This window comes from Streptomyces sp. NPDC032822 (assembly GCF_055578825.1).
On the sequence record NZ_JBVIOL010000007.1, the window covers coordinates 246,802 to 265,418 of the forward strand.

The window sequence follows — 18,617 nt, forward strand, 5'->3', positions numbered from 1 at the left end:
ACATCTCTTCCAGTGTGCCCCGCGCGCCATGCCGATCCGGGCGGCGCGGGACGGTCAGGGCGCATGGCCCCAGTGCTCCGCCAGGTCGCCCCACAGGTAGGCGGTGGTCTCCACGCCCTTGAGGAGGAGGTCGAGCTCGACCTTCTCGTTCGGCGCGTGCCAGCCGTCGGAGGGGACGGAGATGCCGAGGAAGAGCACGGGTGCGCCGAGGACTTCCTGGAGGTCGGCGGCGGGCCCCGAACCGCCTTCCCGGGTGAAGCGGACGGGCTTGTCGAAGGCCCGGCCCATGGCGCGGACGACGGACCGCAGGGCCGGGTGGTCCAGCGGTGTCAGACACGGGCGGGTGGCCGGGGCGAACGTGATCTCCTGCCGGATTCCCTCGGGCACCTGCTGGGCGGCCCATTCGCGGACGGCCTTCTCGATGTGGTCGGGGTCCTGGCCCGCGACCAGCCGGAAGGAGAGTTTCACCATGGCCGAGGTCGGCACGATCGTCTTGCTGCCGGGGCCCTGGTAGCCGCCGCCGATGCCGTTGACCTCGGCGGTGGGACGGGCCCAGACACGCTCCAGGGTGGTGTGACCGGTCTCTCCCCAGGTGGCGTGGGAGTGAGCGGTGCGCAGCCACTCCTGCTCGTCGAAGGGCAGTTCGGCGAAGAGCTCGCGCTCGCGGTCGGTGAGCTCGACGATGCCGTCGTAGAAGCCGGGGACGGTCACGCGCGCGTGCTCGTCGTGCAGGGCGGCGACCAGGCGGGCGACGGCGGTGGCCGGGTTGGGGACGGCGCCGCCGAACGAGCCGGAGTGGATGTCCTGGTCGGGGCCGTGGAGCCGGATCTCGCACTCGGCGAGGCCGCGCATGCCGGTGCACACGGTGGGGGTGTCCTCGGACCACATGCCGGTGTCGGAGACGATCACGGCGTCGGCGGCGAGCCGGCCGGCGCGCTCCTCGACGAGTCTCCGGAAGTGTGGGGAGCCCGACTCCTCCTCGCCCTCGATCAGCAGCTTGAGGTGCACCGCCGGGGTGGTGCGGCCGGTGGCGGCGAGGTGGGCACGGACACCGAGTGTGTGGAAGAACACCTGGCCCTTGTCGTCGGCCGCACCGCGCGCGTAGAGGCGGTGGTCGCGAACGACGGGCTCGAAGGGTTCGCTGTCCCAGCCGTCCTCCCGGGCGGCGGGCTGTACGTCGTGGTGACCGTAGACGAGGACCGTGGGTGCCTCGGGGTTGTCGGAGCGCCACTCGGCGAACACGGCGGGCGCTCCCGGGGTCTCCCAGACCTCGGCGGTCGGGAAGCCGGTCTCCAGGAGTGTGGCGGCGAGCCAGTCGGCGCTGCGGCGCACGTCGGCCGTGTGGTCGGGCTGGGCCGACACGGACGGGATGCGCAGCCACTCGGCGAGGTCGTCGAGGAAGGCGGCGCGGTGCTGCCCGATGTACGTACGGACGGCGCTGACGGCACTGTCAACGGGCTGGCTCATGGTCACGAGCCTAGCGGCCCGCACCGACATCCTCGTCGTGCGGTTCCTCACCCTCCGGCGCCTCCTGGAGGAGCCGCTCAAGAGCGGCCCGACCTGGGAGGGCGTCCGGGTGGACGACCTCACCGGTGCGCACGAAGAGGAAGGCGGCGGTGACCGACTCCAGGGGCACTTCCTGCCGCTCGGCCCAGGCCACCCGGTAGATGGCCAGCTGGAGCGGGTCGGCGGTGCCGGTACGGGTGGTCTTCCAGTCGAGGATCTCGTACGTCGCCGTCGGGCCGTCGCCTTCCTTGTAGACGGCGTCGATGCGGCCCCGGACCACACGGCCGGCGATGGCGAGCTGGAAGGGAGCCTCGACGCGGTAGGGCGTGCGCCGGGCGTAGTCGGTGCGCTCGAAGGCGTCCTTGAGGGCTTCGAGGTCGCGTTCGTCGGCGATCTCGGCCTCGCTGCCGGGGAGTTCCTCCGGCTCCAGCATGGGCAGTGTCAGCGCCTCGAAGCGGGACTCGACCCAGGCGTGGAAGCGGGTGCCGCGGCGGGCCGCGGGCTGCGGCGGGCGGGGCATGGGGCGGGCCAGTTCCTGTGCGAGGCCGTCCGGGTCGGCGGCCAGGCGCATCAGCTGGGACGCGGTCAGCGACGCCGGCAGGGGGACGTCGGTGACGGTCTCGCGGGCGCGCAGGAGTTCGCCGGTGAGGGCGTCGAGGTCACGGTCCCAGGAGGCGACGGTGCGGGCCTCCTCGGGGGTGAGGGGGCTGCCGCCGGGTTCGGTGGGGTGAGGGCGCGCTGGTTCCGTACCAGGGTGCTTCGCGGGTTCCGGGGCCATGGCCTGGTGCGGGACGGTCGGGCGGTCGGCGGTCCAGGAGTCCCAGTCGGAAGGGTCCTCCTCGCCGAAGGGGTCCGCCTCCGCGAAGGGGGCCTCCTCGTAGCGGTGGTCGTCGAACCCGTCGTCCTCGGGAGCCGCCTCGTCGTCCGGTGGCACGGGCCAGTCCGGGTCGGTGTAGGTGTCCGGGTCGTGGGTGGCCGCGGGGTGGCCGTCCTCGTGGGAGGCGAGGTGTTCCAGGTGGGTGAGGACCGTCTCGGCGGCGGCTCGACGCCTGGTGAGGGACGTCTCGTCCAGCGGCAGGGGCCACACCTGGTCGGCGGACTGCCGGTGCAGGGCCGGGTTCTCCTCGTCCGCCGCGGGCTCCTCCGCCCATGCCTCGATCTCACCGTGTCCGGCCGCGCAGTGGTCGTACAGGTCCTGCAGGAAGTCGGACGGGCCGCGGGGCTTCTTCTGGGAGGGGCCCCACCAGTGACCGGAGCCGAGCAGGAGGGAGCGGGGACGGGTGAAGGTGACGTAACCGAGGCGGAGTTCCTCGGTGTGCTGGTGTTCCTTCATGGCCGCTTGGAAGGCCTTCAGGCCACGGGAGTCCCAGGAGGTGACGTCGGGGAGTGTGGCGGTGTCGCCACGCAGTTCGTGCGGCAGCACCTTGCCCTGGGCGGTCCACTTCTCGCGGCCCTGGGTGCTGGGGAAGGTGCCGGTGACCAGGCCGGGGACGGCCACGACGTCCCATTCCAGGCCCTTGGACTTGTGTGCGGTGAGCACCTTGACGGTGTTCTCGCCGCCGGGCAGGGCGTTGTCGAGGCCCTTCTCGTACTGGGCGGCGGTGCGCAGGAAGGCGAGGAAGGCGAGGAGGCTCGCCTCGTTGTCACCGGCGGCGAAGGACGCGGCGACGTCCAGGAAGTTGGACAGGGTCTCGCGGCGGCGGGCGGCCAGGGCGTGCGGGGACGCCGAGAGTTCCACCTCCAGGCCGGTGACGGCGAGGACGCGGTGCAGGACGTCCATCAGCGGGTCGGACAGGGAGCGCCGCAGATCGCGCAGCTCGGTGGCCAGGCGGGCGAACCGCACGCGCGCGTCCGGCGAGAAGGGCAGCCCGTCATCGTCCCCGCCGCCGTCGAACGGTGTTTCCAGGAACGTGTCGAGGGCGTCCGCGAGCGATATCACCTCGGACGGGTCGACCCCCTCGACGGCCTCGGCGAGCCGGCGGTCCGGGTCGTCGTCGCCGTCCACGCGCGCGTGGGTCACCAGCAGCCGGGCGCGCCGCCCCAGGAGGGCGAGGTCGCGCGGGCCGATGCGCCAGCGGGGGCCGGTCAGCAGCCGGACGAGGGAGGCGTTGGCCCCGGGGTCCTGGAGGACCTCGCAGACGGCGACGAGGTCGGCGATCTCGGGCAGGTGCAGCAGGCCGGAGAGGCCGACGACCTCGACGGGGACGTCCCGGGCGACGAGCGCGCCCTGGATCTCGGCGAAGTCGGTGGCCGTGCGGCACAGGACGGCGATCTCGCCGGGTGCCTTGCCCGTGTTCACCAGATGGGCGAGGGAGTCGGCGAGCCAGTCGATCTCCTCGGCGTGGGTCGGCAGGAGAGCGCAGCGGACCGTGCCGTCGCGTTCGGCGCCCGGGGCCGGGCGCAGGGCCTCCACGCCCGCGTGCATGGCGCGCAGGGGTTCGGCCAGTCGGTTGGCGAGGTCGAGGAGCCGGCCGCCGCTGCGGCGGTTCTCGCTGAGTGCCTGCCGGGCGGCCGGGCGGCCGTCGGTGTGGGCGAAGTGTTCGGGAAAGTCGTCGAGGTTGGCGACGGAGGCGCCGCGCCAGCCGTAGATCGCCTGGCAGGGGTCGCCGACGGCGGTCACGGGATGGCCGGTGCCCCCGCCGAACAGGCCCGCGAGGAGGATGCGCTGGGCCACCGAGGTGTCCTGGTACTCGTCGAGGAGCACCACACGGAACTCGTCGCGCAGGACGCGTCCCACTTCGGGGATACCGGCGAGTTGCGCGGAGCGGGCGATCTGGTCGCCGAAGTCCAGCAGGTCGCGTTCGCGCTTGGCGGCGCGGTAGCGGACGACCAGGTCGGCGAGTTCACGGCGGGCGGTGGCCGTCTCGGGGACCTTGCGCAGGGCGTCGTTGGTGAGCTTGGCGCCCTCCAGCATGCGCAGCAGTTCGGCGTCGTACGCGCGCAGGTCCTCGGGGCGTACGAGGTGTTCGGCGAGTTCGGCGTCGAGCGCGAGGAGGTCGCTGACGAGGTCGGCGAAGGAGCGGGTCAGCGCCGGGTAGGGGCCGGGGGCCTCGCGCAGCACACGTGCGGCGAGCTGGAAGCGGGTGGCGTCGGCGAGCAGCCGGGAGGTGGGCTCCAGGCCGATGCGCAGGCCGTGGTCGGTCAGGAGACGGCCCGCGAAGGCGTGGTACGTGGAGATCACCGGCTCGCCCGGCGGGTTGTCCGGGTCGATGGCGTCGGGGTCGGTGACGCCGGCCCTGATCAGCGCCTTGCGGACCCGCTCGGCGAGTTCACCGGCGGCCTTGTTGGTGAAGGTGAGGCCGAGGACCTGTTCCGGGGCGACCTGGCCGGTGCCGACCAGCCACACCACGCGGGCCGCCATCACCGTCGTCTTGCCCGAGCCGGCGCCGGCCACGATCACCTGCGGGGCGGGCGGCGCGATGATGCAGGCCGTCTGCTCCGGGGTGAACGGGATGCCGAGGAGCTCCTTGAGCTGATCGGGATCGGTGATACGGGCGGGCATGTCGGAGAGGCTAGCGGCGCCCACTGACAACCGAGGACGTGTCGCCCCCGGGGTCGGGAGAAACGCAGGTCAGCACGCGAGGTGCAACCGGTCACACTGCGGCGCTCACTCCACCACGTGCCGGCCTTCGGGCTGCGCGCTGCACGAGGCCCGGAAGGCGCAGTGTGTGCAGTGCTGGCCCGCGCTCGGCGTGAACCGTTCGTCGAGGACCTTGCCGGCGGCCGTGGCCAGCAGGTCGCCGACCCACTCTCCTTCGAGGGGCTCCTGGGCCTGCACCTTGGGCAGGGTCTCGCCGCCGTCCCGCTTGGCGGCGCCCTGACGCAGCTGGACGAGTTCGGCGCCGCCCGGCTCGGGGCGCACCCCGTCGAAGGCCTCGTCGACGGCGCCCTCGCGGACGGCGAGCTGGTAGACGGCGAGCTGGGGGTGGCGCTCCACCTCGGCCGCGGTCGGTGCCTGTTTGCCGGTCTTGAAGTCGACGACATAGGCACGGCCCTCGCCGTCGGTCTCGACGCGGTCCATCTGGCCTCGGATGCGGACCTCGACCTCGCCCGCGTCGAGGGTGACGTCGAAGTCGTGCTCGCTGGCCACCGGGGTGCGGCCGGTGCGGACACCGCCGGAATCGACATGCCACTTCAGGAAGCGTTCGAGCGCCACGCGCGCGTTCTCCTTCTCCTGCGCCGACTTCCACGGCGCGTCGAAGGCCAGGGCGTTCCACACGGAGTCCAGGCGTTCCATGAGGACGGCGAGGTCGGCCGGGGTGTGTCCGGAGGCGACCTCGTCGGCCAGGACGTGCACCACGTTGCCGAAGCCCTGGGCGACCGTCGCGGGCGCGTCGGCCTTCACCTCGCGTCCCAGGAACCACTGCAGGGCACAGGTGTTGGCGAGCTGGTCGAGGGCGCTCCCGGAGAGCACGACGGGCTGGTCGCGGTCGCGCAGCGGGATCTTGCTCTCGGTCGGCTCGAACATGCCCCACCAGCGGTAGGGGTGGGCCGACGGGACCAGGGGGCGGCCGTCCTCGTCGGCGAGTGCGGCGAGCCGTGCCAGGCGGCGCGCGGCGGCCTCCCTGAGGGGGCCCGAGACGCGCGGGTCGACGGTGGTGGCGCGGAGTTCGGCGACGAGTGCCGGGACGGACAGGGGGCGGCGGGGGCGGCCCGTGACGTCCTTCGGTTCGGCGCCGAGTTCGGTCAGGAAGCGGGAGGGCTGGTCGCCGTCGTCCGCGGGCGCCTTGACCGCGGTGACGACGAGGCGTTCCCGCGCGCGGGTGGCGGCCACGTAGAACAGGCGGCGCTCCTCGGCGAGCAGTGCGCCCGGGGTGAGCGGTTCGGCGAGTCCGTCGCGGCCGATCCGGTCGGCCTCCAGGAGGGAGCCGCGCCGGCGCAGATCGGGCCACAGCCCCTCCTGGACGCCCGCGACGACGACGAGCCGCCACTCCAGGCCCTTGGAGCGGTGCGCGGTCATCAGACGGACGGCGTCGGGGCGTACCACACGCCGCGTGAGCGTGTCGGCGGCGATGTCCTCGGCGTCGATCTCCTCCAGGAAGTTCAGGGTGCCCCGGCCGCCGGTGCGTTCCTCCGCACGGGCCGCGGTCGCGAACAGCGCGCACACGGCGTCCAGGTCGCGGTCCGCGTTGCGCCCGGCCGCGCCGCCGCGCTTCGCGGCCCGCTCCAGGCGCGCGGGCCACGGCGTGCCCTCCCAGAGGTCCCACAGCGCCTCCTCGGCGCTGCCGCCGCCCGCGAGACGCTCACGGGCCTTCCTGAGCAGCGCGCCGAGCCGCTGGGCACCCCGGGCGTACGCGGGGTCGTGGACGGCCAGCCGTTCCGGCTCGGCCAGCGCCCGCGCCAGCAGCTCGTCCGAGGGCGGCGGCAGGGCGTTGCCCGCGGCCCGCTCCTCGTCGCGCAGGGCACGGCCGAGGCGGCGCAGATCGGCGGCGTCCATGCTCGCGAGGGGGGAGGTCAGGAGGGTGAGGGCGGTTTCGGTGCCGATCCAGGAGGTCTCGGGGGCGGCGTCCCCGGCGTCCCCGGCGTCCCCGTCGCCGCGCCCGTCCGTGCTCTCGTCCGTGCGGGCCGCCTCCGCCGCGGCCACCGCCCGCAGTGCCGTCAGCAGCGGTGCCACCGCCGGTTCGTGCCGGAGGGGGAGGTCGTCGCCGTCGATGTCCAGGGGCACGCCGGCCGAGGTGAGCGCGCGGCGGACCGTCGGGATGGTGCGGGATCCGGCGCGCACCAGGACGGCCATCTCTCCCCAGGGGACGCCGTCCTCCAGGTGCGCCCTGCGCAGGATGTCGGCGATGTTGTCCAGCTCGGTGCCGGGCGTCGGATACGTGTACACCTCGACGCCGCCCCCGTCGCGGACCGGGGTGAGCTCCCGGTGGGCGCGCACCTTGTCGGCCGGGAGGCGGGTCAGCGGCATGCGCTGGGTCAGCAGTCGGGTCGCGGCCAGCAGGCCGGCGCCGGACCGGCGGGAGACGCGCAGTACCTCGACGGGCGCCGGGCGACCGTCCGCGCGCGGGAAGGCGTCCGGGAAGTCCAGGATGCCGTTCACGTCCGCACCGCGGAACGTGTAGATGGACTGGTCGGGGTCGCCGAAGGCCACCAGGGTGCGGCCTCCGCCGGCGAGCGCGCGCAGCAGTCGTACCTGGGCGGGATCGGTGTCCTGGTACTCGTCGACGAAGACCACGTCGTACTGCGCGGCGAGCCGCTGGGCGACCTCGGGGCGGTGGGCGAGGAGGACCGCGCGGTGGACCAGTTCGGCGTAGTCGAGGACGCCCTGGAGGTCGAGGACGTCGAGGTACTCGGCGAGGAAGGCGGCCGCGGCGCGCCAGTCGGGGCGGCCGATCCGGCGGGCGAAGGCGTCCAGGGCGCCGGGGTCCAGGCCCAGTTCGCGGCTGCGGGCGAGGACCGCGCGGACCTCGTCGGCGAAGCCGCGGGTGGTGAGACAGGCGCGCAGGTCGTCCGGCCAGCGCACGTGCGCGAGCCCGAGCCGTTCCAGGTCGGGCTGGCCGGCGAGGAGTTCGCGGACGGCGACGTCCTGCTCCGGGCCGGACAGCAGCCTGAGGGGTTCCACGAACAGGTCGGCGTCCTGGTGGGCACGGACCAGGGCGTAGCAGAACGAGTGGAAGGTGGTCGCCTGGGGCGCGCGTGCCGCCCCTACCCGCAGTGCCATGCGGTCGCGCAGTTCGACGGCCGCCTTCCGGCTGAACGTCAGCACCAGCACGCGCGCGGGGTCACCGCCACGGGCGATTCGTGCCGCCACGGACTCGACGAGCGTGGTGGTCTTTCCGGTACCGGGACCTGCGAGAACGAGCAGAGGGCCGGTGGTGTGGTCAACCACGGAGCGCTGCGCGGCGTCCAGACGAGGGGGGTCCATGCGGGCCGGCGGGGTACGCACCAGTCGGTAAGCGCCACGGTTCCCCTGTCGCCCCTGTGGGTGCGACAGGCGCTTGGTGGAGGAAAAGGAGCTCACGTGGTTCGCCGGTCCTGGTGGGTGTGCTGTGGGTCCGTCCTCCGTGCGAGGAGGACGGTGATCGCGGGATGAGGGGGACACGTGCAGCCGACGCTACGCCGACGGAAGTCGCGGAAGCAGGGCTTCCCCTTCTTCCCGCACAGCCCGCGCGACACTCGCGGCCCGCACGGCACTCGCGACACCTGTGCCCCCCGCCCCACGAACGTACGGCATGCCACGGACATGCCCTGTTTTCTCCGTCATGCCCCGGACACTCCCCCTTTCGCCCGTACGGACCTCGGGCGGCCCGTGGGGCCGTTCGATGGCCGAAGCTGTCAGGTGTGACCCTCCGAGCGTTCGCCGCCGTCCCATCGCGCCCGTCTCATGTCGACGCGCGGGAGATGCCCCTCGGAGGCCCTGCTCGCCTCTTTCAGGGGTGTGCTCTCGGTGCGGTAGTGCCCGAGCGCCTCCAGTTCGTGGCCCGGGAGCAGGACACCGTCCGCGCGCACGACCCGCCACCACGGAACGGCTCCCCCGTAGAGGGCCATGACACGGCCGACCTGCCGGGGCCCGCCCTCCTCCAGCCACTCCGCGACATCCCCGTACGTCATGACATGGCCGGGCGGGATCCGTTCGGTGACGTCGAGGACCCGCTCGGCGTACTCCGGCAGCCCGTCCGCGTACTCCGCGCGGGCGTCGTTCGGAAGGCTCTCCTCGCTCATCCGACCCATCCTGCCCCACCCCACCGACAAAGCGACGCGCTGGCCACTGTGGGTGTCCCTCGCCCTGGGACGGCGCTTCGGGCAGACTGTGCGCCCCCGCACATGCACCCTGACACCCCCGCGTGTCGGTGGGGCATGCCACCATCGTGCGGGCGGTGACCGGTGATACGAGATCAAGAAGAGACGATGAAACAGCAGGGTGTGCATCCCGAGGGCGCGGAGAGCACCCCTGCCGTATCGCCGCGCCCGGACACCGCCGACGCGGACCCGGAGACGGACAGAAAGGGCGCGCCCGACGCCGACAAGGAGGCGTCCGCCCCGCGGTCCGACCCTGAGGTCGGCGACCCCGACGAGGTACACGCCGACGAGGTCGAGGGGGACGAACCCCTGCTCCCCGCGCGCGTGCACCGGCCCTCCGACCTCATGCGGCTCCTGGTCGGCGTGCTCGCCGTGGCCGTGCTGCTCGCCGTCGCCGCGTTCGCGCACGGCACGACCTCGGGTCTCGAACAGGACATCAACAAGGGCACCGGGCAGGCACCGGATCTGCTGATCAAGATCGCGGGTCTGGCGTCCAGCATCGCGATCCTGCTGGTGCCGGTCGCGTTCGCGATCGAGCGGCTGATCAAGCGCGACGGGCTGCGCATCGCCGACGGCGTCCTCGCGGCCGTCCTCGCGCACGGAGTGACCCTCGCCACCGACCTGTGGGTCGCCAAGGCCGCCCCCGGCTCCATCCAGGAGGCGCTCACCCAGCCCTCCCCCGGCGACATCCACGCCCTCACCGACCCCGTGCACGGCTATCTGGCGCCCGTCATCGCCTATATGACGGCCGTGGGCATGTCGCGCAGACCGCGTTGGCGGGCGGTCCTGTGGATCGTGCTGATGCTCGACGCGTTCTCGATGCTCGTCACCGGCTACACGACACCGTTCTCGATCATCCTGACGGTGCTGATCGGCTGGACCGTGGCCTACGGGACGCTCTACGCGGTCGGCTCGCCCAACGTCCGTCCCACCGGACGGACCCTGATGGCGGGCCTCAGGCATGTCGGCTTCCACCCGGTGAGCGCGGCCCGCGAGGAGGTTCCGGAGACCCCCGAGACCGGAGACCGGGGCCGGCGCTATTTCGTCACCCTGGAGGACGGTCCACCGCTGGACGTCACCGTGGTCGACCGGGAACAGCAGGCCCAGGGCTTCTTCTACCGCGCCTGGCGCAACCTGACGCTGCGCGGCTTCGCGACCCGCAGCAGCCTCCAGTCGCTGCGGCAGGCGCTGGAGCAGGAGGCGCTGCTCGCGTACGCCGCCATCGCGGCCGGCGCCAACGCGCCCAAGCTGATCGCGACCTCGGAGCTGGGTCCCGACGCGGTGATGCTCATCTACGAGCACACCGGCGGGCGCACCCTCGACTCCCTGCCGGACGAGGAGATCACCGACGACCTGCTGCGCGACACCTGGCACCAGGTGCGGGCGCTGCAGTCCCGGCGCATCGCGCATCGCAGACTGGTCGGTGACGCGGTTCTGGTGGATCGTTCCGGCACGGTGATCCTCACCGACCTGCGCGTCGGCGAGATCGCCGCCGGTGACCTGCTCCTGCGCATGGACACCTCCCAACTGCTGGTGACGCTCGGCCTGCGGGTGGGCGCCGAGCGTGCGGTCGCCGCGGCGGTGGGCGTGCTCGGTCCCGACGCCGTGGCCGACTGTCTGCCGATGCTGCAGCCCATCGCGCTGAGCCGCTCCACGCGCGGGACACTGCGCCGACTGGCCCGGGAACGGGCCGAGCGGGAGCGGGAAGCGGTCCTGGAGGCGTCCCGGCAGGCCAAGCAGGCCGATCTGGAGGAGACGCCGGACGAGACCGGGCCCGTACTCGAAAAGCCCGACAAGAAGGCCGTGAAGGCGGAGGCCAGGGCCGAGAAGCGGGCCATCGACGACGCCATCGACGAAGCGCGCGAGGAGGACCTGCTCACGCAGATCCGCCATGCGGTGCTGCTGATCCGGCCGCAGGCCCCGGTGGAGCCGGCCCGGCTGGAGCGGGTGCGTCCGCGCACCCTGCTCAGCTTCATCGCCGGCGCGTTCGGCGCGTACTTCCTGCTCACGCAGCTCACCCACATCGAGTTCGGCCCGCTCATCGAGAACGCCGAGTGGGGCTGGGTCGCCGCCGCCGTGGCCTTCTCCGCGCTGAGCTACCTCGCTGCCGCGATGGCCCTGTTGGGCTTCGTGCCCGAGCGGGTGCCCTTCGTGCGGACGGTGGCCGCCCAGGTCGCCGGATCGTTCGTGAAGATCGTCGCGCCGGCCGCCGTGGGCGGCGTCGCCCTCAACACGCGCTTCCTGCAACGCGCGGGCGTCCGCCCGGGGCTGGCGGTGGCGAGTGTCGGCGCGTCGCAGCTGTTCGGGCTCGGCTGCCACATTCTGATGCTGCTGTCCTTCGGCTATCTCACCGGTACCGAGAAGACCCCGTCGCTGTCGCCGTCCCGGACGGTCATCGCGGGTCTGCTCACGGTGGCGGTGCTCGTGCTCGTGGTGACCTCGGTGCCGTTCCTGCGGAAATTCGTCGTCACGCGCGTGCGGTCGCTGTTCGCGGGTGTCGTGCCGCGCATGCTCGACGTGCTCCAGCGGCCGCAGAAGCTGATCACCGGGATCGGCGGCATGCTGCTCCTGACGGCCTGCTTCGTGATGTGCCTGGACGCGTCGATCCGGGCCTTCGGTACCGAGGGGACCTCGATCAGCATCGCCAGCGTCGCGGTCGTCTTCCTGGCCGGCAACGCGCTGGGGTCCGCGGCGCCGACGCCGGGCGGTGTGGGCGCGGTGGAAGCGACCCTGACGGTGGGCCTGATCGCCGTCGGCCTCCCCAAGGAGGTCGCCGCGCCGGCCGTGCTGCTGTTCCGACTGCTGACGCTGTGGATTCCGGTGCTGCCGGGCTGGCTCGTCTTCAACCACCTCACGCGCAAGGGCGCACTCTAGGACGGCGATCGAGTACGGCGGTCCCGGCGGCGTACCTCGTACGGCCCGCGCCCCGAGCGGCCCGCCGTGAGCGACCCCAGGATGGGATCATGCCGAACCCTCCCCGGCTGCGTGCCGCTGCCCTCACCGCCTCCGCCCTGCTGCTGTCCACCGCGCTGGCGGGGTGCGGCGACGACTCCCGGGACGTGGACGTGGCGGCCCAGAAGCTGAGCTGGAAGGACTGCCCGGCGCCGTCCGCGGCGGAGGGCGGAGGCGATGCCCCGTCGCCGCTGCCGGACGGCGAGACCTGGCAGTGCGCCACGATGAGGGCACCCCTGGACTGGGACAAGCCCAAGGGCGACACGATCGAACTGGCCCTGATCCGCGCCAGGGCGAGCGGCGCCGCGCGTGAGCGGATCGGCTCGCTGATCTTCAACTTCGGCGGCCCCGGTGGCTCCGGCGTCACCACGCTGCCCGCCTTCGGCGAGGACTACTCGACCCTGCGCACCCGCTACGACCTGGTCAGCTTCGACCCACGCGGGGTCGGTCGCAGTGCCCCCGTGGAATGCGGGAACGACCTCGAACTCGACGCGTATTTCCAACAGGACGCGACCCCCGACGACGCGGCCGAGCGCAGCACGTTCGTGGCGAACACCAAGGAGTTCAACCAGGCCTGCGAGACGAACTCCGAGAAGGTGCTGCCGCATGTCCGCACCACCGACGCGGCCCGCGACATGGACCTGATGCGCCAGGTCCTCGGCGACGACGAACTGCACTACTTCGGTATCTCGTACGGCACCGAACTCGGCGGTGTCTACGCCCACTTGTTCCCCAAGAGGGTCGGCCGTGCGGTCTTCGACGCGGTCGTCGACCCGACGCAGGACTCCGAACAGGGCTCGCTCGGACAGGCCGAGGGCTTCCAGCTCGCGCTCGACAACTACGCCGAGGACTGCACCTCCAGGACCGAGGACTGTCCGGTCGGCGACACCGCCCAGGACGTCAAGGACCGCATCGCCGAGCTGCTCAAGAACCTCGACAGCAAGCCGCTCCCCGGCATCGCCCCGCGCAGGCTGACCCAGACCGCCGCGACCGGCGGCATCGCGCAGGCCCTGTACTCACAGGACTTCTGGGAATACCTCACCGAAGGTCTCGAAGAGGCCTACGACGGGAACGGGCAGATCCTGATGGCGCTGTCCGACTCGATGAACGGACGCAACCAGGACGGCCGGTACAGCAACATCACCGCCGCCAACATCGCCGTCAACTGCGCCGACGACAAGCCGCGGTACACGGCCGACGACGTACGGCGGAAGCTGCCGGAGTTCCGGGCCGCCTCCGCCGTGTTCGGGGACTTCCTGGCCTGGGGCCTGATCAGCTGCACCGACTGGGCGGTGGACGGCGCCGCCGGGCATCCCGACGTGAGCGCGCCCGACTCCGCGCCGATCCTCGTCGTGGGCAACACCGGCGACCCGGCCACACCGTACGAGGGCGCGAGGAAGATGGTGGACGCGCTGGGCGAGGGCGTCGGCGTGGAGCTGACGTACAAGGGTCAGGGGCACGGCGCGTACGACAGCAAGAACACGTGCGTGCAGGGTGCCGTGAACGGCTATCTGCTGGACGGGAAGGTTCCCTCCGCCGGGACCGTCTGTTCCTGACAGCCGTGCCGGATTCCCGGCGCGGCCCCGCCGAATCCCCAGCGAATGAGCAGGTCAGAACGTTATCCACAGGCCGCAGCGGCTGTCTCGCGATCCGCCTACTATGGCCGGACAGCCATCCGCGGCATGGGGCGGACGGCCTGCGAGGGGGGAACTGCAATGACGCGTTTCGTACGGTGGGCTGCCCTGGGCGCCGCCGCCACACTCCTGATGGCGGGGTGCAGCAACGGCTCGTCCGGTGACGACGACAGCGGCGGAGAGACCGGCCCGCCACAGGCATCATCCGACTCCCCCGGTGCCGCCGACGCCCTGCCCTCCTCGCTGACCTCGCAGAAGCTCGGCTGGGGGCGCTGCAAGGCCACCGCCGACGCGTCCGCTCCGGGCAGCGACTGGGAGTGCGCGACGCTCAAGGTGCCGCTGGACTGGTCGAAACCGGACGGCGAGACCATCGGCCTCGCCCTGATCCGTTCCGAGGCCCGGGGCGACGACCGCATCGGCTCCCTCCTCTTCAACTTCGGCGGCCCGGGCGGCTCCGGCATCACCACGATGCCGGCGTACGCGGCCGTCGCCTCCCAGTTCCGCGAGCGGTACGACCTGGTCAGCTGGGATCCGCGCGGGGTGGGCGCCAGCGAGGGCGTCCGCTGTCGCAGCGACAAGGAGATCCAGGCGGCCGAGTCGGTGGACGTCTCCCCGGACACCCGGGCGGAGGAGACGGCGTACTTCGAGGACGCCGTCGACTTCGGCAAGGGCTGCGCGAAGGACGCCGGGAAGCTGCTGGCTCATGTCTCGACCACCGACACCGCGCGCGACATGGACCTGATGCGCCACGTCCTGGGCGACACCAAGATGCACTACTTCGGCATCTCGTACGGCACCGAACTCGGCGGCGTCTACGCCCACTTGTTCCCTGAGAACGTGGGACGGCTGGTCCTGGACGCGGTCGTCGACCCGAGCGCCGACACCGTGGGCCACGCGGAGAACCAGGCCCGGGGCTTCCAGCGCGCGCTGGACGAGTACCTGAAGTCCACCGGGCAGGATCCCGCGCAGGGCTCCCGGAAGATCGCCGACCTGCTGGAGCGGATCGACGCGGATCCGCTGCCCGCGTCCTCGGGGCGCGCGCTGACGCAGACGCTCGCCGTCACCGGCATCGTCCTGCCGCTGTACAGCAAGGACAGCTGGCCGACGCTCACCAGCGCGCTGGCCGCGGCGGAACAGGGAGACGGTTCGGAGCTGTTGGCGCTGGCCGACGAGTACAACGACCGCACCCCGTCGGGCCGCTACGGCACGGGGACCCATTCGCAACGGGTCATATCGTGCCTGGACGACAAGCAGCGGCCGACGGTCGAGGAGACGAGGAAGCTGCTGCCGCGGTTCGAGAAGATCTCGCCGGTGTTCGGCGACTTCATGGGCTGGGACACGGCCGGCTGGTGCCACGACTGGCCGGTGGCCGGGCAGTTCGAGAGCCCGGAGGTGAGCGCGTCCGGTGCGGCGCCGATCCTGGTGGTCGGCAACACCGGCGACCCCGCGACACCGTACGAGGGCACCCGGAAGATGGCGGACGAACTGGGCGAGGATGTCGGCGTCGTGCTCACCTGGAAGGGCGAGGGCCATGGTGCCTACGGCAGCGGGAGCGACTGTGTGGACTCCACGGTGGACGCGTACCTGCTGACGGGCACCGTGCCGAAAGACGGCAAGGTCTGCTCATGACGACGGCGGGGGCCCCGGGCACCGTCGGTGCGCGAGACCCCCGCCTTCGGGACGGTGATGCGGGGTCAGTAGACCGGCTTGCTCGGCTCGATCTGGTTGACCCAGCCGATCACGCCGCCGCCGACGTGCACGGCGTCGGAGAAGCCCGCGGACTTCAGGACCGCGAGGACTTCCGCACTGCGGACACCCGTCTTGCAGTGCAGGACGATCTTCTTGTCCTGCGGGAGGTTCTCCAGGGCGGTGCCCATGAGGAACTCGTTCTTCGGGATCAGCTTGGCACCCGGGATCGAGACGATCTCGTACTCGTTGATCTCGCGGACGTCGATGATCTCGATGTTCTCGCCGTCGTCGATCCACTCCTTGAGCTGCTTGGGAGTGATCGTCGAGCCGGCGGCCGCCTCCTGGGCCTCCTCGGAGACGACGCCGCAGAAGGCCTCGTAGTCGATGAGCTCGGTGACGGTCGGGTTCTCGCCGCAGACCGCGCAGTCCGGGTCCTTGCGGACCTTGACCTGGCGGTACTGCATCTCCAGGGCGTCGTAGATCATCAGACGGCCGACGAGCGGCTCGCCGATGCCCGCGAGGAGCTTGATGGCCTCGTTGACCTGGATGGAGCCGATGGACGCGCACAGCACGCCCAGGACGCCGCCCTCGGCACAGGAGGGGACCATGCCCGGCGGCGGCGGCTCCGGGTAGAGGCAGCGGTAGCAGGGGCCGTGCTCGGACCAGAAGACGGAGGCCTGACCGTCGAAGCGGTAGATCGAGCCCCACACGTACGGCTTGTTGAGCAGCACGCACGCGTCGTTGACCAGGTAACGGGTCGCGAAGTTGTCCGTGCCGTCCACGATCAGGTCGTACTGGCTGAAGATGTCCATCACGTTCTCGGCTTCGAGCCGCTCTTCGTGAAGGACCACGTTCACGTACGGGTTGATGCCGAGGACGGAGTCGCGCGCGGACGCGGCCTTGGAACGGCCGATGTCCGCCTGGCTGTGGATGATCTGGCGCTGCAGGTTCGACTCGTCGACCTCGTCGAACTCCACGATGCCGAGCGTGCCCACGCCCGCGGCGGCCAGGTACATCAGTGCCGGCGACCCCAGGCCGCCGGCGCCCACACAGAGCACCTTGGCGTTCTTCAGCCGCTTCTGCCCGTCCATCCCGACGTCGGGGATGATCAGGTGGCGGGAGTACCTGCGGACCTCGTCTACGGTGAGCTCGGCGGCGGGCTCGACCAGGGGTGGCAGCGACACGGGGACTCCGTTGGTCGGTCAATCATTACGGTTGTTCTCCCCGTAACAGTGCCATGCCCTTTTTCATTCCGAGACACCCGTTCCGATCCGCGAGACGATCTCGTCCCAGTAACCGGGCATCGACTCCCAGGGACCGCCGCGGCCCCGGTCCGTGCGGTCGGTGAAGTAGATCGTCGACGCGCCCTGCCAGCGGGCGACGCGCAGTGCCTCCTCCAGATGGGGGCCGGGCACTCCGTGGACGAAGTGACAGAAGTGCTCGGGCGGGTAGTCGGCGGTCCACTCGGCCACCTGCGACCAGCGGTATTCGCTCCAGGCCCCGGAGAAGGTGACCAACTGGTCGGCGTTCTCGGCGTAGCCGGGGTACGGGTGGGTGCCGTGGCCGAGGACGACATGGGCGTCGTCACGCAGCGCGCGGAGCGTGGTGACCGTGCGGCGGATCTCCGGCAGCGCGGCGCGTCCGGTCGGGCAGCGGTCCAGGAGGAAGCCGTCGACCTGGTACCAGTCGAGATAGCGCTGCGCCTCGGAGACCACCTCGCCGAAGGCGCGGGCGCCGTACGTGACGTCGAGGTGGCCGAGGACCCGGGTGCCGGCGTTGCGCAGCCGGCCGGCCGCCTCCAGACAGTGGGGGTCGGGGCGGCTGCCGGGGCCGTCCGCGACGTCGAGGACGACCCAGTGCAGGGGGGTGCCCGGGCGGGTGAGTTCGGCCCACTCGGCCGGGGCGACGAGGGGGTGGGCGAAACCGGGGATGCCGAGGCCGGTGCGGACGCCGGTGCTCGCCGTGCCCGGTTTGGCACGGGTCAGATACGGCATGCCGCCTCCATCCAGATGTCGGCCAGGGACTCTTCGAGGCCGATGCGGGGCCGCCAGCCGAGCCGGTCGCGCGCGGTGCGCACATCGGCCTGCTGCCAGTTGCCGCAGCCGTCGGGGTACGGGTACGCGGCCGGAGCCGCGTGGTCGGAGTCGGGGCGGGGGTGGCCGATCGTGGCCCGCAGCGGGCCGGGTGGGCCGTCGAGTTCGTGGAGGGTGCCGGCGTACCCGGCCACACGGGCGAGGACCGCGGCGGCGTCGCGCAGCCGGACGGCGCGGCCCGAGCCGATGTTGATGACACCCTGCGCGGCGGAGAGCGAGGCCGCGTGCACGGCGCGGGCGACGTCGCGTACGTCGACGAAGTCCCGCTGGGCGCCGAGGCCGCCGAGTTTGAGCTCGCCGTCGCCGGACTGCATGGCGCGGCGCATGGCCTCGGCGAGGCGGCCGAGCGGGGAGCCCGCGGGGGTGCCCGGACCGGCCGGTGAGAAGACGCGGAGGACCACCGCGTCCAGGCCGGAACCGAGGACGAGTTCGGTGGCGGCGAGTTTACTGACGCCGTACGGGCCGCCGGGGCGGGGGACGGCGTCCTCCGCGGTGGAGGAACCGGGCTGGCTGGGGCCGTACTCGGCGCCGCAGCCGACCTGCACGAGACGGGCGCCGCAGCCGCTGCGGCGCAGTGCCTCGCAGACGGTGGCGACGGCGACGGTGTTGTGGCGGGTGAGTTCGCGGGCGCCGCCGCGGGTGGCGCCGGCACAGTTGACGACGACGCCGGGGTGGACCGCGTCGAGGAAGCGGGTGAGGGCGCCGGGGCTGCCGGTCGCGAGGTCGAAGCGGACGTCGGCGTCGTCGCCGCGGCCGAGGGCGGTGAGTTGGACGGCCGGGTCGGCGAGGAGGCGGTCGGCCACGAAGCGGCCGAGGTAGCCGTTGGCTCCGATCAGCAGGACTCTCATCGGGAGGCTCCCGGGGCCGAGGCGTCGGGTCGGGAGGTGATCATCTGGTGGTCTCCTTCGAGGGGGTGGGGCGTGGGGGGAGGTGTCTCCGGCTGGCGGGTGGGGTGCCTTGCCCAGGGTCGGTGGGGTGCCTTGCCCAGGGCCGGTGGTGGGGT

Annotated in this window: 10 protein-coding genes; 3 read left to right on the plus strand and 7 right to left on the minus strand. The window is 72.3% G+C overall.

All coding sequences use genetic code 11. From position 1 onward, the window contains the following. Positions 1-54: 54 nt before the first annotated feature. The 4 genes from ACZ5VD_RS21680 to ACZ5VD_RS21695 all read right to left on the minus strand — a co-directional run bounded on the left by ACZ5VD_RS21680 (position 55) and on the right by ACZ5VD_RS21695 (position 9,168). Positions 55-1,467, minus strand: coding sequence for a dipeptidase (locus ACZ5VD_RS21680; protein WP_468682960.1), 1,413 nt, complete (start codon positions 1,465-1,467; stop codon positions 55-57). 10 nt (positions 1,468-1,477) lie between these two features. Further along, positions 1,478-5,008 (minus strand): UvrD-helicase domain-containing protein, encoded by a 3,531-nt coding sequence (locus ACZ5VD_RS21685; protein WP_468682961.1) that lies wholly within the window; start codon positions 5,006-5,008, stop codon positions 1,478-1,480. 105 nt (positions 5,009-5,113) lie between these two features. Beyond that, positions 5,114-8,467 carry an ATP-dependent helicase gene (locus ACZ5VD_RS21690; RefSeq protein WP_468682962.1) on the minus strand — a complete coding sequence of 1,118 codons (3,354 nt, stop codon included), beginning with the start codon at positions 8,465-8,467 and terminating at the stop codon, positions 5,114-5,116. A gap of 314 nt (positions 8,468-8,781) precedes the next feature. Then, complete coding sequence (locus ACZ5VD_RS21695; protein WP_468547207.1) at positions 8,782-9,168, minus strand: MGMT family protein; 387 nt, start codon at positions 9,166-9,168, stop codon at positions 8,782-8,784. A gap of 186 nt (positions 9,169-9,354) precedes the next feature. Here ACZ5VD_RS21695 and ACZ5VD_RS21700 point away from each other — a divergent pair, with 186 nt between their 5' ends. From ACZ5VD_RS21700 to ACZ5VD_RS21710, 3 genes are all read left to right on the plus strand, one after another. Next, positions 9,355-12,120 (plus strand): lysylphosphatidylglycerol synthase transmembrane domain-containing protein, encoded by a 2,766-nt coding sequence (locus ACZ5VD_RS21700; protein WP_468682963.1) that lies wholly within the window; start codon positions 9,355-9,357, stop codon positions 12,118-12,120. A gap of 89 nt (positions 12,121-12,209) precedes the next feature. Then, a complete protein-coding gene (locus ACZ5VD_RS21705; protein WP_468682964.1) occupies positions 12,210-13,754 on the plus strand; it encodes an alpha/beta hydrolase in 1,545 nt (514 codons plus the stop codon). Between the two features lie 159 nt (positions 13,755-13,913). After that, complete coding sequence (locus tag ACZ5VD_RS21710; RefSeq protein ID WP_468682965.1) at positions 13,914-15,461, plus strand: alpha/beta hydrolase; 1,548 nt, start codon at positions 13,914-13,916, stop codon at positions 15,459-15,461. A gap of 65 nt (positions 15,462-15,526) precedes the next feature. Here the strand turns inward: ACZ5VD_RS21710 and moeZ are convergent, their stop codons facing one another. The 3 genes from moeZ to ACZ5VD_RS21725 all read right to left on the minus strand — a co-directional run bounded on the left by moeZ (position 15,527) and on the right by ACZ5VD_RS21725 (position 18,462). Continuing rightward, complete coding sequence (gene moeZ / locus ACZ5VD_RS21715; RefSeq protein ID WP_468547211.1) at positions 15,527-16,705, minus strand: adenylyltransferase/sulfurtransferase MoeZ; 1,179 nt, start codon at positions 16,703-16,705, stop codon at positions 15,527-15,529. 63 nt (positions 16,706-16,768) lie between these two features. Beyond that, a complete protein-coding gene (locus tag ACZ5VD_RS21720) occupies positions 16,769-17,515 on the minus strand; it encodes a spherulation-specific family 4 protein (RefSeq protein WP_468547212.1) in 747 nt (248 codons plus the stop codon). After that, entirely contained in the window at positions 17,503-18,462 is a 960-nt protein-coding gene (locus ACZ5VD_RS21725; RefSeq protein ID WP_468547213.1) for an NAD-dependent epimerase/dehydratase family protein, read from the minus strand. The genes ACZ5VD_RS21720 and ACZ5VD_RS21725 overlap by 13 nt, the downstream gene beginning before the upstream one ends. Positions 18,463-18,617: the final 155 nt, after the last annotated feature.

What these genes read in the sequence shown, in the direction of transcription:
- ACZ5VD_RS21680 (WP_468682960.1), bottom strand. Translation starts at nt 1,467, where the DNA reads ATGAGCCAGCCCGTTGACAGTGCCGTCAGCGCCGTCCGTACGTACATC.
- ACZ5VD_RS21725 (WP_468547213.1), bottom strand. Translation starts at nt 18,462, where the DNA reads ATGAGAGTCCTGCTGATCGGAGCCAACGGCTACCTCGGCCGCTTCGTG.
- ACZ5VD_RS21720 (WP_468547212.1), bottom strand. Translation starts at nt 17,515, where the DNA reads ATGCCGTATCTGACCCGTGCCAAACCGGGCACGGCGAGCACCGGCGTC.
- ACZ5VD_RS21705 (WP_468682964.1), top strand. Translation starts at nt 12,210, where the DNA reads ATGCCGAACCCTCCCCGGCTGCGTGCCGCTGCCCTCACCGCCTCCGCC.
- ACZ5VD_RS21685 (WP_468682961.1), bottom strand. Translation starts at nt 5,008, where the DNA reads ATGCCCGCCCGTATCACCGATCCCGATCAGCTCAAGGAGCTCCTCGGC.
- ACZ5VD_RS21710 (WP_468682965.1), top strand. Translation starts at nt 13,914, where the DNA reads ATGACGCGTTTCGTACGGTGGGCTGCCCTGGGCGCCGCCGCCACACTC.
- ACZ5VD_RS21695 (WP_468547207.1), bottom strand. Translation starts at nt 9,168, where the DNA reads ATGAGCGAGGAGAGCCTTCCGAACGACGCCCGCGCGGAGTACGCGGAC.
- ACZ5VD_RS21700 (WP_468682963.1), top strand. Translation starts at nt 9,355, where the DNA reads ATGAAACAGCAGGGTGTGCATCCCGAGGGCGCGGAGAGCACCCCTGCC.